The sequence below is a fragment of the Klebsiella sp. CD33 genome, assembly GCF_051992865.1.
Lineage (GTDB): Bacteria > Pseudomonadota > Gammaproteobacteria > Enterobacterales > Enterobacteriaceae > Klebsiella > Klebsiella pneumoniae.
On record NZ_CP197023.1, the window covers coordinates 3,412,355 to 3,427,244 of the forward strand.

At 56.9% G+C, this 14,890-nt stretch carries 15 protein-coding genes; 7 read left to right on the forward strand and 8 right to left on the reverse strand.

The window, feature by feature from the left end:
- Nucleotide 1: 1 nt before the first annotated feature.
- The 3 genes from rimK to ACR809_RS16920 form a co-directional block, all read right to left on the reverse strand.
- Nucleotides 2-904 carry a 30S ribosomal protein S6--L-glutamate ligase gene (gene rimK / locus ACR809_RS16910; protein ID WP_122051443.1) on the reverse strand — a complete coding sequence of 301 codons (903 nt, stop codon included), beginning with the start codon at nucleotides 902-904 and terminating at the stop codon, nucleotides 2-4.
- A gap of 114 nt (nucleotides 905-1,018) precedes the next feature.
- Nucleotides 1,019-1,741, reverse strand: a complete 723-nt coding sequence (gene nfsA / locus ACR809_RS16915; RefSeq protein ID WP_122051444.1) for a nitroreductase NfsA — start codon at nucleotides 1,739-1,741, stop codon at nucleotides 1,019-1,021.
- On the reverse strand, nucleotides 1,725-2,012 hold the full coding sequence (locus ACR809_RS16920) for a YbjC family protein (RefSeq protein WP_004179132.1): 288 nt from the start codon (nucleotides 2,010-2,012) through the stop codon (nucleotides 1,725-1,727). The genes nfsA and ACR809_RS16920 overlap by 17 nt, the downstream gene beginning before the upstream one ends.
- A gap of 202 nt (nucleotides 2,013-2,214) precedes the next feature.
- Here ACR809_RS16920 and ACR809_RS16925 point away from each other — a divergent pair, with 202 nt between their 5' ends.
- Entirely contained in the window at nucleotides 2,215-2,478 is a 264-nt protein-coding gene (locus ACR809_RS16925) for a GrxA family glutaredoxin (protein ID WP_002896352.1), read from the forward strand.
- Nucleotides 2,479-2,484: 6 nt separating this feature from the next.
- Here ACR809_RS16925 and ybjM read toward each other — a convergent pair whose 3' ends face one another.
- Nucleotides 2,485-2,868 (reverse strand): inner membrane protein YbjM, encoded by a 384-nt coding sequence (ybjM, locus tag ACR809_RS16930; protein WP_002896351.1) that lies wholly within the window; start codon nucleotides 2,866-2,868, stop codon nucleotides 2,485-2,487.
- 266 nt (nucleotides 2,869-3,134) lie between these two features.
- Here ybjM and ACR809_RS16935 point away from each other — a divergent pair, with 266 nt between their 5' ends.
- Nucleotides 3,135-4,820 (forward strand): aspartate:alanine antiporter, encoded by a 1,686-nt coding sequence (locus ACR809_RS16935; RefSeq protein ID WP_122051445.1) that lies wholly within the window; start codon nucleotides 3,135-3,137, stop codon nucleotides 4,818-4,820.
- A 177-nt stretch (nucleotides 4,821-4,997) separates the two neighbouring features.
- Here ACR809_RS16935 and ACR809_RS16940 read toward each other — a convergent pair whose 3' ends face one another.
- Nucleotides 4,998-5,561 (reverse strand): TetR/AcrR family transcriptional regulator, encoded by a 564-nt coding sequence (locus ACR809_RS16940; protein ID WP_004141969.1) that lies wholly within the window; start codon nucleotides 5,559-5,561, stop codon nucleotides 4,998-5,000.
- 82 nt (nucleotides 5,562-5,643) lie between these two features.
- On the opposite strand from ACR809_RS16940, the gene ACR809_RS16945 reads away from it, so the two are divergent.
- Both ACR809_RS16945 and ACR809_RS16950 read left to right on the forward strand, forming a co-directional pair.
- Nucleotides 5,644-6,846 (forward strand): MFS transporter, encoded by a 1,203-nt coding sequence (locus tag ACR809_RS16945; protein ID WP_122051446.1) that lies wholly within the window; start codon nucleotides 5,644-5,646, stop codon nucleotides 6,844-6,846.
- On the forward strand, nucleotides 6,846-7,658 hold the full coding sequence (locus ACR809_RS16950; protein WP_004141971.1) for a Cof-type HAD-IIB family hydrolase: 813 nt from the start codon (nucleotides 6,846-6,848) through the stop codon (nucleotides 7,656-7,658). Before ACR809_RS16945 ends, ACR809_RS16950 begins: the two co-directional genes overlap by 1 nt.
- Before the next feature lie 37 nt (nucleotides 7,659-7,695).
- On the opposite strand, the gene kdeA is transcribed toward ACR809_RS16950, so the two are convergent.
- Nucleotides 7,696-8,928, reverse strand: a complete 1,233-nt coding sequence (gene kdeA, locus ACR809_RS16955; RefSeq protein WP_004141972.1) for a multidrug efflux MFS transporter KdeA — start codon at nucleotides 8,926-8,928, stop codon at nucleotides 7,696-7,698.
- Nucleotides 8,929-9,255: 327 nt separating this feature from the next.
- Between kdeA and ybjG the strand changes: the two genes are divergently transcribed.
- Together ybjG and deoR are read left to right on the forward strand one after the other, a co-directional pair.
- Complete coding sequence (ybjG, locus tag ACR809_RS16960) at nucleotides 9,256-9,849, forward strand: undecaprenyl-diphosphate phosphatase (RefSeq protein ID WP_004141974.1); 594 nt, start codon at nucleotides 9,256-9,258, stop codon at nucleotides 9,847-9,849.
- 101 nt (nucleotides 9,850-9,950) lie between these two features.
- A complete protein-coding gene (gene deoR, locus ACR809_RS16965; protein WP_004151717.1) occupies nucleotides 9,951-10,709 on the forward strand; it encodes a DNA-binding transcriptional repressor DeoR in 759 nt (252 codons plus the stop codon).
- Nucleotides 10,710-10,747: 38 nt separating this feature from the next.
- Here deoR and dacC read toward each other — a convergent pair whose 3' ends face one another.
- Together dacC and ACR809_RS16975 are read right to left on the reverse strand one after the other, a co-directional pair.
- Entirely contained in the window at nucleotides 10,748-11,950 is a 1,203-nt protein-coding gene (gene dacC, locus ACR809_RS16970) for a serine-type D-Ala-D-Ala carboxypeptidase (RefSeq protein WP_122051447.1), read from the reverse strand.
- A gap of 652 nt (nucleotides 11,951-12,602) precedes the next feature.
- On the reverse strand, nucleotides 12,603-12,731 hold the full coding sequence (locus ACR809_RS16975) for a hypothetical protein (RefSeq protein ID WP_049000775.1): 129 nt from the start codon (nucleotides 12,729-12,731) through the stop codon (nucleotides 12,603-12,605).
- A 1,532-nt stretch (nucleotides 12,732-14,263) separates the two neighbouring features.
- Here ACR809_RS16975 and ACR809_RS16980 point away from each other — a divergent pair.
- Nucleotides 14,264-14,890: a glutathione S-transferase family protein gene (locus ACR809_RS16980; RefSeq protein ID WP_009485545.1), complete on the forward strand. Its 627-nt coding sequence runs from the start codon at nucleotides 14,264-14,266 to the stop codon at nucleotides 14,888-14,890.

The window sequence follows — 14,890 nt, forward strand, 5'->3', positions numbered from 1 at the left end:
GTTAGCCGCCTATTTTCAAACAGAATTCCGGCGTCGCCTGGCGCTCGATCCAGGCGATCATCTTGCCGGCGACATCCACGCTGGTGGTGGTTTCCACCCCTTCCAGCCCCGGCGAGGCATTCACCTCCATCACCAGCGGCCCGCGGGCGGCGCGTAAAATATCGACACCGGCGGCGTCCAGCCCGAGAGTTTGCGTTGCCTTGATGGCAATGGCCCGCTCCTCGTCGCTAATCTGCGCCACCGTGGCCATGCCGCCGCGGTGCAGGTTAGAGCGGAAATCCCCCTCTTTCGCCCGCCGCTCGATCGCCGCCACCACCTCATTGCCGACCACCAGGCAGCGGATATCGCACCCTTTCGCTTCGGCAATGTATTCCTGCACCAGAATATGAGCGTTCAGTCCGCGAAAGGCGTCGATCACGCTCTCCGCCGCCTGGCGGGTCTCCGCCAGCACCACGCCGATCCCCTGGGTGCCTTCCACCAGCTTCACCACCAGCGGCGCGCCGCCCACCATGGCGATCAGATCGCTGGTGTCATCCGGGGAGTGAGCGATGCCGGTCAATGGCAGATCGATGCCCTGGCGCGCCAGCAGCTGCAGCGAGCGCAGCTTATCGCGAGCGCGGGTGATGGCGACCGACTCATTCAGCGGATAGCTTCCCAGGAGCTCAAACTGGCGCAGGGCCGCGGTGCCATAGTAGGTGATCGCCGAGCCAATGCGCGGGATCACCGCATCAAAGTGCGGCAGCTGACGCCCTTTGTAGTGGATCGACGAGGCCACCGGGCTGACGTTCATATAACAGGAAAGCGGATCGAGGATCTCGATCTGATGACCGCGCTGTTGCGCTGCTTCGCGCAGGCGCCGACATGAATAAAGCGTTCCATCCCGGGATAATATGGCAATTTTCATCCTGCACCTCTGCGAAAAGACCCGCTCTGGCGGGCCTCAGCTATCGAACACACTTTCACCTTTCCTGCGGCCGGCGGCGGATATCACCTGGCCGGAGCAGCAGTGTACACGTAATCAGCGCGTTGCCCACCCCTGCTTATGCAGATAGTCAAGAATAAACGGACGACTCTCTTTCACGATAGTGCGCCGGATATGGTCGCTCCAGGTATCGCGGCGGGCGTTGCTGCCGCGCGACAGATAATAGTGCGCCAGCTGTTCGTCATACTCCGCCAGCAGCGCGTTATCCAGCGGCTGATAGCGGTTCTCATGCACCAGCATGGCCGCCGGCATCCGCGGCTTGATGTCCGGGTTATCCGCCGGCCAGCCAAGGCAAAGACCGAACAGCGGCAGGACGTGCTGCGGCAGCTCCAGCAGCTCTGTGACGGCCTCAATGCTGTTGCGCAACCCGCCGATATAGACGCCCCCTAGTCCGAGGGACTCGGCGGCGGTCAGCGCGTTTTGCGCCAGCAGCGCCGTATCGACAACGCCGATCAGCAGCTGTTCCGCCAGCCCCAGCTGCGCCTGTGGGCAGATCTGCAGGTGGCGATTAAAGTCGGCGCAGAAGACCCAAAACTCCGCCGCCTGGGCGACGTGCTGCTGGCCGCCGGTCAGCGGGACCAGACGTTCACGCAGCGCCGGGTCAGTAATACGGATGATGGAGGTGCACTGTAAAAAACTCGAGGTAGATGCCGCTTGCGCGCTGGCGATAATCGCCGCGCGCTGTTCGTCGCTCACGGGGGTATCGGTGAAGTGGCGGATGGAACGGTGGCTGCGCAGCAGCTCAATGGTCGGCGTCATTACGTTTTTCTCTGTCAGACAAGGATTCAGGCTTTGGAGAGTGCGTTAACTGCGGGGCCACGATCTGCGCCATCCGCCACATCACGACGAGGGCGGCGGGGATCATCAGCACGATCCCGGCAAAGAGCATCACCAGCGCCGCGGTCGGGCTGGCAATGGGCGCAGGCAGCTGGACATACTGGTTAAGGGAGAGCCAGGCGAGGGTTAACAGCCCCATCCCGAGGATCTCAACCAGCAGTATGCTTTTCGGCAATGGGGCAAATTTTCGCATCACGCCTCTCCGGTTGATAAACGCGGCGCGCCAGCCAATTCCACCGCGCCGTCGGGCCAGTATACGGGTTTTGACAGTCCGACATTTATCAAACATAGCCGTAAACCATCGAAGTAAAAGGCAGAACCTTCTTTCCCTCCCCGCCCGTTCCAGGCATCATAAGCGCCATTCGCCATCCGGCTGAGGTTTAAGGAGAGAAGCAATGTTTACCGTTATTTTTGGTCGTCCAGGCTGCCCTTACTGCGTTCGCGCTAAAGAACTGGCAGAAAAACTGACCAACGAGCGTGATGATTTCAACTACCGCTACGTGGATATTCATGCCGAAGGCATCAGCAAAGCTGACCTGGAAAAAACCGTTGGCAAACCGGTTGAAACCGTGCCGCAGATTTTCGTCGACCAGAAACACATCGGCGGCTGCACCGATTTTGAAGCCTGGGCAAAAGAGAATCTCGGCCTGTTTGCCTGAGTCAATTTATTTGCTCGATGAATGACTGCGCCAGGTATCAAGCCAGGCGCAGATAAACAAAAAGCACAATGCCCCAAGCGCGCACCAGAACACGGCGCTCAACACCCACGCCATCTCCTGCCAGAACGTCCGGTGGGTCACGAAGAACAGCCGCATCGTCACCATGCAGACCGGCGCCGCCAGTATCGCGCCGAGCAAAGGACGCAGCACCCGCCGTCCGGGAGAGAGACAGCTCGCCGCCGCCCCTGGCAGCAAAAAGAAGAGCAGGCCTAGCTCCGGGTTGCCGCTGGCGCGAAATGCCCCTTTCATATGTAACAACAACGATAAGCACACCACAATGAACAGAACGAAGCCACAGATAATGCCGGCCCAACTACGCTCAGATTTCACCGTATCCTCCTGATGTTGCCTCTAACTCACGTCCACGTCGCCCAGTCAGATAAAGCATTTCGGCAATCCATGCCAATAACTCCCCTACCAGCCTAAAAACGATTGTCACTAGCCGCCGCATCCAGGAAGGATTAAACTAGCGGTATATTTTTGCTGGTTATAACAGGGTGCCAGAATAGGTTCGCGACAACGCGAACGCCTGAGCAACCTTAGACCAAATAACCATTTCCTTCAACAACTTACTAGTAAATGAGAAGTTGGCTTTCGTGAATATAAACGTCGCAGATTTGTTAAACGGGAATTACATCCTGTTATTATTCGTTGTACTTGCATTAGGACTATGCCTGGGAAAACTGCGTCTCGGCTCAGTACAACTTGGTAATTCCATTGGCGTTTTAGTCGTTTCTCTATTATTAGGCCAGCAGCATTTCGCGATTAACACCGATGCCCTTAATCTCGGCTTTATGCTGTTTATTTTTTGCGTTGGCGTAGAAGCCGGGCCCAACTTTTTTTCTATTTTTTTCCGCGACGGGAAAAACTACCTGATGCTGGCGCTGGTGATGGTCAGCAGCGCGATGCTGATCGCCATGATGCTGGGTAAAGTGTTCGGCTGGGATATCGGGCTCACCGCCGGTATGCTGGCAGGCGCCATGACCTCCACCCCGGTGCTGGTGGGCGCGGGCGACACCCTGCGCCATTTCGGCCTGCCCAGCGATCAGCTGGCGCAGTCGCTTGACCATCTGAGCCTCGGCTATGCCCTGACCTATCTGGTTGGTCTGGTGAGCCTGATCGTCGGCGCCCGCTATATGCCCAAGCTGCAGCATCAGGATCTGCAGACCAGCGCCCAGCAAATCGCCCGCGAGCGCGGCCTCGATACCGATTCCAAACGTAAAGTCTACCTGCCGGTGATCCGCGCCTACCGCGTCGGCCCGGAGCTGGTGGCCTGGGCGGATGGCAAAAATCTGCGCGAACTGGGTATTTACCGCCAGACCGGCTGCTATATTGAACGCATTCGTCGCAACGGTATTCTGGCCAACCCGGACGGCGACGCGGTGCTGCAGATGGGTGACGATATTGCGCTGGTGGGCTACCCGGACGCCCACGCCCGCCTCGACCCGAGCTTCCGCAACGGTAAAGAGGTGTTCGACCGCGATCTGCTCGACATGCGCATCGTCACTGAAGAGATTGTGGTCAAAAACCACAATGCCGTCGGCCGCCGCCTGGCGCAGCTCAAGCTTACCGACCACGGCTGCTTCTTAAACCGGGTTATTCGCAGCCAGATCGAGATGCCTATCGACGATAACGTCGTACTGAACAAAGGCGACGTGCTGCAGGTCAGCGGCGACGCCCGCCGCGTAAAAACCGTGGCCGACCGCATCGGCTTTATCTCCATTCACAGCCAGGTGACCGATCTGCTGGCCTTCTGTGCCTTCTTTATCGTCGGCCTGATGATCGGCATGATCACCTTCCAGTTCAGCTCCTTCAGCTTCGGCATCGGCAACGCCGCCGGCCTGCTGTTCGCCGGCATCATGCTTGGCTTCCTGCGCGCCAACCACCCAACCTTCGGCTATATCCCGCAGGGGGCGCTGAACATGGTGAAAGAGTTTGGTCTGATGGTGTTTATGGCCGGGGTCGGTCTCAGCGCCGGGGCCGGGATCAATAACGGGCTGGGCGCCGTCGGCGGCCAGATGCTGGCGGCAGGGCTTATCGTCAGCCTGGTGCCGGTGGTGATCTGCTTCCTGTTCGGCGCCTACGTGCTGCGCATGAACCGGGCGATGCTGTTCGGCGCCATGATGGGAGCCCGCACCTGCGCCCCGGCGATGGAGATCATCAGCGATACCGCGCGCAGCAATATTCCAGCGCTCGGCTACGCAGGCACCTACGCCATCGCCAACGTGCTGCTTACCCTTGCCGGGACGCTCATCGTGATCATCTGGCCAGGGCTACAATAATTTTTTGAGAAAAAAGCCGTCACAGGCAGAACTTTTTCTCAGGGCATCAGTCATAAGTAATGCCACTGCTTTTCTTTGATGTCCCCATTTTGTGGAGCCCATCAACCCCGCCACTTCGGTTCAAGGTTGATGGGTTTTTTGTTGCCTGCGTTTAGCCATTCCGGGTGAAACGCCGCTTCAGCGCCCCTCTTCCTGCGCCCTCTCCCCCGCCAGCTGCCCGACCATCATGCGGATTGCCGCCTTCGACAGCGGCGCGCGGTCGGTGACAAAGTGCAAGGTCATCCCTTCAATAAAGGCGTCGAGACCGCGGGCGGTATCGGGGGCGAACCACTGCTCCAGCGTCTGCTGGCTGCGCCGCATCCAGTTCTGCATCACCGCCTTCAGCGCCGGCTGACTGCTGCAGAACGCGTACAGCTGGTACATCAGCTCCATATTGCGCGCCGTGGTCACCTGGGCGCTGAAGATCAGATCCGCGATGGCATCGCAGGCTTGTTCCCGGTTCGTTACCCCGACGAAGCCTTGCTGATACTGCGCCGACATCTCGGCGGTAAACAGGCTGAACGCCTCCTCAATTAACGCCTCAATGCCGCTGAAATAGTAGGTCAGCGATCCCAGCGGCACATTCGCGCAGGTGGCGATTTTACGGTGCGTCACCGCATGGATGCCGTGCGCCGCGATGGTATCCAGCGTCGCCTGCAGGATGCGCTCGCGGCGCTGCGGATCGTTTGGTCTACGGGCCATGATTTTCCTCTTCCGGTTTATGTACAAATGTACACATACTTGCTACTGTTGTCTTCACTCTTCTCCTTTAAGGCGTTTACGGATGACGACGCAATCCTCGCGCAGAGCGCTGCAGCTTCGGCTATGGGCGCTGTTTATGTTCTTTTTCATCCCCGGCTTGTTAATGGCCTCCTGGGCCACCCGCACGCCGGCGATCCGCGATCTGTTGGCGCTATCCACCGCAGAGATGGGCGTGGTGCTGTTTGGTCTGTCGGTGGGGTCGATGAGCGGTATTCTCTGCTCGGCGTGGCTGGTGAAGCGCTTTGGTACCCGCAAGGTCATCCGCACCACCATGTCCTTCGCCGTGCTTGGCATGCTGGTGCTCAGCCTGGCGCTGTGGGTCACTTCCGCCCCGCTGTTCGCCTTCGGTCTGGCTATCTTCGGCGCCAGCTTCGGCTCCGCAGAGGTCGCTATCAACGTCGAAGGCGCGGCGATCGAGCGGGAGATGAATAAAACGGTGCTGCCGATGATGCATGGCTTCTACAGCTTTGGCACCCTGTTCGGCGCCGGGGCGGGCATGGCAGTGACCGGATTCGGTCTGCCGGCCGCCCCGCACATCCTGGCGGCTGCGCTGGTGGCTATCCTGCCCATCACCATTGCTATCCGCGCCATTCCCGACGGCACCGGTAAAAATGCCGCCGAAGTCGCCCACGGTGAGGCGAAAGGTCTGCCGGTGTGGCGCGACGCGCAGCTGCTGCTGATCGGCGTCATTGTCCTGGCGATGGCCTTTGCCGAAGGCTCGGCCAACGACTGGCTGCCGCTGCTGATGGTGGATGGCCACGGCTTTAGCCCCACCTCCGGCTCCCTGATTTATGCCGGTTTCACCCTCGGCATGACGCTGGGCCGCTTTACCGGCGGCTGGTTTATCGATCGCTACAGCCGGGTGGCGGTGGTCCGCGGCAGCGCAGTGATGGGCGCCCTCGGCATAGGCCTGATCATCTTCGTCGATAACCCCTGGGTGGCGGGCATCTCGGTGCTGCTGTGGGGCATTGGCGCCTCGCTCGGCTTCCCGCTGACCATCTCCGCCGCCAGCGATACCGGGCCGGACGCGCCCAAGCGCGTCAGCGTGGTGGCGATCACCGGCTATCTCGCTTTCCTCGTCGGGCCGCCGCTGCTGGGTTTCCTCGGCGAACACTTCGGCCTGCGCAGCGCCATGATGGTGGTGCTGGGTCTGGTGATGGTGGCGGCGCTGGTCGCCCGCGCGGTGGCTAAGCCACAATCTGAACCCGTTATGGAGAACAGCTAATGAGCATCAAACTGATTGCGGTGGATATGGACGGCACCTTTTTAAGCGATGCCAAAACTTACAACCGGCCGCGCTTCCTCGCCCAGTACCAGCGAATGCGCGAACAGAATATTCGCTTCGTGGTCGCCAGCGGCAACCAATATTATCAGCTGATCTCCTTTTTCCCGGAGATCGCCCATCAGATCGCCTTCGTGGCGGAAAACGGCGGCTGGGTGGTGAGCGGCAATGAAGACGTCTTCAACTGCCAACTGCCGGTTCACCACTTCAACGCCGTGGTCGACCATCTGCAGACGTTGCCGAATATCGAAATCATCGCCTGCGGGAAGCGCAGCGCCTACACCCTCAATCGCTACAACGACGCGCTGAAGACGGTGGCGGCGAAGTATTATCACCGCCTTGAACTGGTGGATGATTTTAACCATCTCGATGACACCATCCTCAAATTTGGTCTCAACGTGCCAGACAGCCTGATCCCGGAAATTCAGCCGAAGCTGCACGCGGCGCTGGGGGACATGGTCACCGCGGTGGCCACCGGCTACGGCAGCATCGACTTAATTATCCCGGGTGTGCACAAAGCCAACGGGCTGCGCATTTTGCAGCAGCGCTGGGGCATTGAGGATCACGAGGTAGTGGCGTTCGGCGACAGCGGCAACGATATCGAAATGCTGCAGCACGCCGGGTTTGGCTTTGCCATGGCCAACGCCCGGGAAGACGTCAAAGCCGTCGCCCGCTATCAGGCGCCGCATAACAACGAAGAAGGTGTCCTGCAGATTATTGATAAGGTGTTGGATCGCGAAGCGCCGTTCGCCTGATAAGACCCGGATGCGAGCGCATCCGGGTTGAAAACAACTACCCCTGCTGCGAATTGCCGACGCTTTTATCTTTCAGAAAGTAAATCATCAGCCCCAGCCATAGTACCCCACCCAGCAGGTTAAACAGGCTGAACAGCCCGTTGCCGCCCAGCTCGTAAGCATGTTTGCTGAGCTCGATGCCGACGGTGAAGATCAGCATCTGCAGCATTCCCATCGCCGCCGAGACCGTGCCTTTACTCATCTCGCTGGCGAACAGGGTTAAACGCACCAGGCCGGCGTTCGCGAGGCCAATCCCGAAGGCGTAGAAGCTCAGACCGGCCGTCATCCACAGATAAGCGTGGGAAGAGACCACGGTCGCCGCCGCAGAGAGGATCAGGCCAAACATGATCGGCCAACCGCCCATGATAATCAGCGAGCGCACGGTCCGGCGCGCAGTCAGGCGCGCCAGCACCAGGTTGCCGGCAATCAGCGCCCCGAAAATCGGCACCTGCAGCATGCCGTACTCATAGCTGGTGGCCTGTTCGCCGCTGATAATAATCACCGGCGACTGGGCAATCCACGCCAGCAGCGGCAGGCTGACAAAGCCGGTGGCCAGCGCGCCGGCGACGAAGCGCAGGTTCTTCAGCACCAGCCGATAGTCGCGGCCCAGCTCTTTCACCGACAGCTTTTCGCCCAGCCGCGTCGCGGTCTCCGGCATCGCCCGCTGCAGGCCGAAGAACGAGATGGCCGCCAGCACGGCGAACAGGACAAACATCATCTCCCACGGCAGGATATGCACCCAGGCGGCGCCCACCAGCGGCCCCAGCAGCGGGGCTATCAGCGCCACGTTAGCCATCAGGGCGGTGATTTTGATACACACCGCCTCCTCAAAGGACTCCTGTATCGCCGCATAGCCCACCGCGCCGATAAAGCACAGGCTGATCCCCTGCAGGAAGCGCAGCAGGGTAAACTGCTCAATGGTCTGCGCCAGCAGCGTCGCCAGGCAGGTAACGATGAACCATACTACGCCGGTCAACATCACTGGACGGCGGCCAATACGATCCGACAGCGGCCCCAGCAGCCACTGTAAAAACATGCCGCCTGCCAGATAGGCAGTCATTGAGGTAGGTACCCATTCGTTACCCACCTGAAATTCCTGCACCACGGCTAACATGCCCGGCTGAATCATATCGTTGCCGATATAAGTGGAAAATTCGTACAGCACCAGACATAACGGGAACAACAGCGCCTGCCTTCCGAGGCGGCGGCCTGAAAGCGAATAATTTTGCATGAAATCTCTTATCTATCAAAAATCGCGCAAAGTGTAATGAAACTCCCGGCGCGGAGATAGTGAATTGTGGGTGACACCGCACAATATTACGAGCCGTGCGCCATCGTCCTGCCTCTCCCCTGTTATTCAGCCTGTGTATATATTCCGTTTATGTTTCAGCAATGTGACAAACGATATACTGACGTTTTTCAGGCTGTTAGCCGTAGACTTTATGGTAGTGGATTTCATAACAACCTGATCTTTAAGACAATGCCGCCTTTAACTCCGCACCGCTTTTATTTAGGGTAGGCGGCTTAATTGCTATCGGACCAACGAGCCTGGAAGTCTATGCTGGAAAATATTAACTATGCGCTGTTCGCCCTGCTCAACGCGACGCCTGCCTCGCCGCAGTGGGCCATTGAGATGGCGATCTTCATCGCTAAAGATCTGATTCTGATCGTACCTCTGCTGGTGGTGACATTGTGGCTGTGGGGGCCTGCCCAGCGGCAGATGGTGTTTAAGCTGATGCTGGCGCTGACGATCAGCCTGACCGTGTCGTGGGCGATCGGCCACCTCTATCCGCACGATCGGCCGTTTGTCGCCGGCGTAGGCTATAACTTCCTGCACCACGCGGCGGACGACTCCTTCCCCAGCGACCATGGCACCGTCAGCTTTACCTTTGCCCTGGCCTTCCTGTTCTGGCATCGCCTGTGGTCCGGCGCCCTGCTGATGGCCATTGCCGCCGCCATCGCCTGGTCCCGTGTCTATCTCGGCGTGCACTGGCCGCTGGATATGGTCGGCGGGCTGCTGGCCGGGATGTGCGGCTGCCTTGGCGCGGCGCTGATCTGGCACACGTTCGGCCCGGCGCTATACCATCAGCTGCAGCGGCTGTATCGTCTCTGCTTCTCCTTGCCAATCCGCAAAGGCTGGGTGCGCGGCTAAACGCCGCCGTCGCTGCGGCCACCGCGTGACTAACCCGCAAGCGACAGGTAAAATCCCGCTAACGCCCTGCCCCCGCAGGGCGATTTTAGCGCAGAGGGAATATGGAAACTCGCCGTGACGAACGTATCAGTCAGCTCATTCAGGCACTTAAACGCAGCGATAAGCTGCATCTGAAAGAAGCCGCTTCCCTGCTTGGGGTGTCGGAAATGACCATTCGTCGCGACCTCAATGGCCACAGCGGCCCGGTTGTGCTGCTCGGCGGATACATTGTGCTGGAGCCGCGCAGCGCTACCCATTACCTGCTCAGCGATCAAAAAACCCGGCTGGTCGAGGAAAAACGCCGTGCCGCTCGCCATGCGGCCGCGCTGCTGGAGGCCCATCAGATGGCCTTCTTCGACTGCGGGACCACCACGCCGTGGATTATTGACGCCATTGACGATGCCCTGCCCTTCACCGGCGTCTGCTACTCCCTGAACACCTTTCTGGCCCTGCAGGAAAAACCCCAGTGCCGCGCGGTCCTGTGCGGTGGGGAGTTTCATGCCAGCAACGCGATTTTTATGCCGCTGAGCCTTGAGGATACCCTCAGCCATCTGAGCCCTGATATCGCCTTTTACTCGGCGGCGGGGATCGACTGCGAGCAGGGGGCGACCTGCTATAACCTGGAAGAGCTGCCGGTTAAGCACTGGGCGATGCGTCACGCGCGCTATCACGTGCTGGTGGTCGACCACAGCAAGTTTGGCAAAGTGCGTCCGGCGCGCATGGGGGCGTTAGCGAAATTTGACGTGATTGCCAGCGATATCTGCCCGGATGATGAGCTGGTCGCGCTGGCGAAGGCGCAGCAGATTTCCCTACTGTATTGAAGCGTCGCTGCCCGCGCCCCGCAGGGCGCGGGCAGGCATCAGGAGAACCAACTGCCGAACCAGCCGTGCAGTTTCATCAGCACGAAGTCGATCATCCGGCTGAACAAACCGCCCTCTTTTACCGGCTCCATGACAATCAGCGGACGCTGTTCAATGGTTTTATCATTTAGCTTAAAGTCGATAGTCCCGACCACCTGCCCCTTCTCCAGCGGCGCGGTAAGCTGTGGCTGATTTAAGGTATAGCTGGCTTTCAGGTTTTTCAGCTGGCCCTTCGGCAAAGTGATAGAGCCCGCCTCGCCAGCCCCCAGTTTCGCTTCATTGCTATCGCCAAACCACACGCGCTGGGTAACGAAGGTGGCATCTGGTTTAATCGGCGTCACGGTTTCAAAGAAGCGGAAGCCCCAGGTCAGCAGTTTTTCTGACTCGTTAAAGCGAATGCGGTCGGTTTTGGTCCCCAGCACCACGGCAATCAAACGCATATCACCCTGAGTGGCCGAGGAGACGAGGTTATAGCCGGCCCCGGCGGTGGTCCCGGTTTTCACGCCATCGGCGTTGAGGTTGCTGCTCCACAGCAGGCGGTTGCGGTTCGGCTGGCGAATTTTATTGAAAGTGAACTCTTTCTCTTTATGTACCGCGTACTCTTCCGGTACGTCGTGGATCATCGCTTTGGTCAGCAGCGCCATATCGCGGGCGGTGCTGAACTGCCCCGGCGCGTCAAGGCCGTGGACGGTCATAAAGGTGGTGTTGGTCAGCCCCATTTTTTTGGCGTAGCCGTTCATCAGGCTAACGAAAGCGTCCTGGCTGCCCGCTACGTAGTCAGCAATCGCAATGCTGGCGTCGTTACCGGACTGAATGATGACCCCTTTGTTCAGATCTTCTACGGAAACCTGCATGCCAGGCTTGAGGAACATCACCGATGAGCCGCGCAGCGCCGGGTTGCCGGTCGCCCAGGCATCGCGCCCAACGGTCACCATATCGGTCAGTTTGATTTTTCCCGCTTTTATTGCCTGCCCTACCACGTAGCTGGTCATGATCTTCGTCAGACTGGCCGGGTCGAGTTTTTCATCGGCATTGCCTTCGCTGAGCACCTTCCCGCTGGCATAGTCCATCAGGATCCAGGCGCGAGCGTCAATTGAAGGGGCGTCGGGGAGTTGTTCCGCAGCCTGCACCGCAGGTGCGACAAGAAATAACAGCGCGTAACCTGCCGCGAGGCCGCGAAGGGAAAAAGCGTCATGCATCATAAGAGCCACCCAAGTATCCTTTCCAAACAAAATATGCCGCGCCACTCTGACCGCGCCGCAGCAACCGGTGAGTAAAGCGTACAAATGACCTTAAAGAAACAGCGAGTTGGTAAAGTTTTTAAAGTTTACGCAATAACATGCCGCTGTGCTTTAATCAGAACAATTTTTTTGATCGTAATCGCCTTAATGTTAACTTTATTATGGCAAGAAAAAAATCGCCTTTCAAAACCAATTAGTCACCGAAATTTCAATGACATAGCTCACTTCTCTTCGGGAAAAATGCTACTAAAGAGACGTCGCGAGCGTGTCTTTCATTGTGGTTTGCCTGGTCATATATTCACATTATGGCGGGGCCGTGTGGGGTAAGCGAAAGCCTGGCCAGTGATATCCAGTCGCCTCGCCCCTACCCCCTTCACCTGAGAACCGGGGATGGTTGTTACTGCTGATACCCTTCACAAAACTCAAAATGTCGGCCCGGTTGCATTCCATGAGGCCCAGCTCAACTTCCGAACTCACAATAACCACATCTGACTTGCTGCTGTAGAAGTCTCAGACGCTTAAATATAAACCTGAAGGTTCTGTAGGCCCTATTTACGCCTGAAATGCAGTTGAGAACTCCCGGGCTATGCTTGAGACGGTCATTACGCCCGTCTCAGGAAATTAGCAACAACGCCCGCACTTTTCTCTCCATCGGGTCTGCCTGATCGCCATGTTCAGCAGGGCTTCGATTGCCACAGCATTCCGCCGATGGAGGCGCAATCTCCTTGATAAAGGATATCAATCAGCTATCCCCTCTATACGCCACCATCAGGGATTGAGGTCAGGAAGGGAGAGCCTCCCGCTAATGATATGAATTATTCGCCCAGTGGATAAGCAGGCAGACGGCTTCCCTGTTTTAGTCGGCATATCGGTAAAAAATAGTTTATCGGGCTATTTTCACTTTCCGTATTACACAAGTAAGAAAAATAGCACATCGATAAGGATGGATTCCTGGTCATTAAATACAGTATAGTTTCCCCTGCAATCTTTATGGAAGCGGGTAGCTCACCCGCAGTTATTCCATAAATTAAGATTCGCATATTGTGTTGAAAATGGCATATCCCTTTATGCGTGTAATTACACCCCAGCCTGTCGCTGGGCTTTTTTTTTCAAGGCGACTCTGGATGGTGATAAATTTTACAAATACATTCATAACAGCGCATCCACAGCCGTGGCCTTTACAGAAGTATTGCTCTCAAAACCCCGGGCCGTTCTGATTCTGTTGCCCGTTATTAATCACGCCGGTTTGATGAAAAGGTTAACATCTCTTCCCGGGTAATCTCCTACCCTTCTCGTCCGATGCCATATCGAGCTCTACGACTCGCTCTTCCAGACTGCAGTTCGCCAGTGCTTCTTTTATCCCTATTTCGTTTTGCAGGGATGTTTTGATAGCACCGCGATAGTATGCTGGCCATCCTTATCAGTCATTCATTTTAACCGCCTTTTTCAAATCCTTCCGGGGAAAGTAAAGTCCTCTACCAGGCTCTGCTCGTTTAACGCTATAGATTCAAATACTGATTATTGCATTATATACCACTTACCCCCGCAGTGATTACCCAGGTAAGATAAATAGCACAAAAGTAAGGGTGGATTCCTGGTTATTTAATACAGTATATTTCCCATGTAGTCTGTATGGAAGTTGATGGTTACCTTTGGTTAACCCATACTTCGAGACTCGAATATTATCTTGAGAACAGCATGCAACCCTGAGTAAATTTACTCCCCAGTGCCAGTCACTGGGTTTTTTTTGCTATTTTTCAGAATATCTTCCAGCCAGTCGGCGCCTCTCATGGTCTATTTTTTCTGGGTGGGATGAAAAAGATGTATATCCGATCGATAAAAACAACAGTTCATCCCTGTAAAAAAATAATTCTTTCACCGACTTTCTATTTATTAATATTAACCTGTGTTCCTCAGATGATTGCGATGCAATAATCAGCATCAAATTATACCCTCAGGCGACATTGAGATTTTAACCGAGACGGAGAGGGAGCGTTTTTATAGATGCGCGCATGATTTAAAGCTTTAATTATCAATAAGATATACCATGATCACGCCCTTTCCTTCGTAGCGTAACACCCTATAGATATTACTCCTGTAAAATAGTAAAAACACTTTCCGGGCCCTGTGACCCAGGAGTGCCCCTGGCTGAAGGGAGTAAGCATAAAAACCTTTAATAACAGCCAAATAAAAAAGCTTGCCGGATTTTTAACTTTATCCCAACATGATCGCCGATCGCGCTGCAACGGCAGTGAAACAAACTCAGGAGCGAAAATGATTACACTGTGGGGACGTAATAACTCGACCAACGTGAAGAAAGTACGCTGGGTGCTGGAGGAGCTGGATCTGCCTTATCAGCAGATCCTCGCCGGGCTGGAGTTTGGTCTCAATCATGACCCGGAATATCTGGCGATGAACCCGAACGGGCTGGTGCCGCTGTTAAAGGACGATGCCACCGGGGTGGTATTGTGGGAATCAAATACGATTATTCGCTACCTGGCGGCCCAGTATGGCGTTGACCGTCTGTGGCTGGCCGCGCCGGCGCAGCGCGCGCAAGGGGAAAAGTGGATGGATTGGTCCAACGGCACCCTCTCTCCCGCCCATCGCCCGGTATTAATGGGCCTGGTGAGAACGCCGCCGGAGCAGCGCGACCCGGCGGCCATCGCCGCGGGGATCAGCGCCTGCGAAGCGCTGTTCGCCATGCTGGATGACGAACTGGCCAAAATGCCGTGGCTCTCCGGCGAGCAGTTCGGCCTTGGCGATATTGCCGTCGCTCCCTTCGTCTACAATCTGTTGTCGATCCTCGACAGCTGGCAACCGCGGCCCCATCTGCAGCGCTGGTATCAGCAGATTAGCCAACGTCCTGCCTGGCGCGAAGTAGTGCAGATCCCGGTGACCTGA

Bases quoted from the DNA above. Each gene is read 5' to 3' on its own strand.
- rimK (WP_122051443.1), bottom strand. From the start codon at position 904: ATGAAAATTGCCATATTATCCCGGGATGGAACGCTTTATTCATGTCGG.
- nfsA (WP_122051444.1), bottom strand. From the start codon at position 1,741: ATGACGCCGACCATTGAGCTGCTGCGCAGCCACCGTTCCATCCGCCAC.
- ACR809_RS16920 (WP_004179132.1), bottom strand. From the start codon at position 2,012: ATGCGAAAATTTGCCCCATTGCCGAAAAGCATACTGCTGGTTGAGATC.
- ACR809_RS16925 (WP_002896352.1), top strand. From the start codon at position 2,215: ATGTTTACCGTTATTTTTGGTCGTCCAGGCTGCCCTTACTGCGTTCGC.
- ACR809_RS16940 (WP_004141969.1), bottom strand. From the start codon at position 5,561: ATGGCCCGTAGACCAAACGATCCGCAGCGCCGCGAGCGCATCCTGCAG.
- ACR809_RS16945 (WP_122051446.1), top strand. From the start codon at position 5,644: ATGACGACGCAATCCTCGCGCAGAGCGCTGCAGCTTCGGCTATGGGCG.
- ACR809_RS16950 (WP_004141971.1), top strand. From the start codon at position 6,846: ATGAGCATCAAACTGATTGCGGTGGATATGGACGGCACCTTTTTAAGC.
- kdeA (WP_004141972.1), bottom strand. From the start codon at position 8,928: ATGCAAAATTATTCGCTTTCAGGCCGCCGCCTCGGAAGGCAGGCGCTG.
- ybjG (WP_004141974.1), top strand. From the start codon at position 9,256: ATGCTGGAAAATATTAACTATGCGCTGTTCGCCCTGCTCAACGCGACG.
- deoR (WP_004151717.1), top strand. From the start codon at position 9,951: ATGGAAACTCGCCGTGACGAACGTATCAGTCAGCTCATTCAGGCACTT.
- dacC (WP_122051447.1), bottom strand. From the start codon at position 11,950: ATGATGCATGACGCTTTTTCCCTTCGCGGCCTCGCGGCAGGTTACGCG.
- ACR809_RS16980 (WP_009485545.1), top strand. From the start codon at position 14,264: ATGATTACACTGTGGGGACGTAATAACTCGACCAACGTGAAGAAAGTA.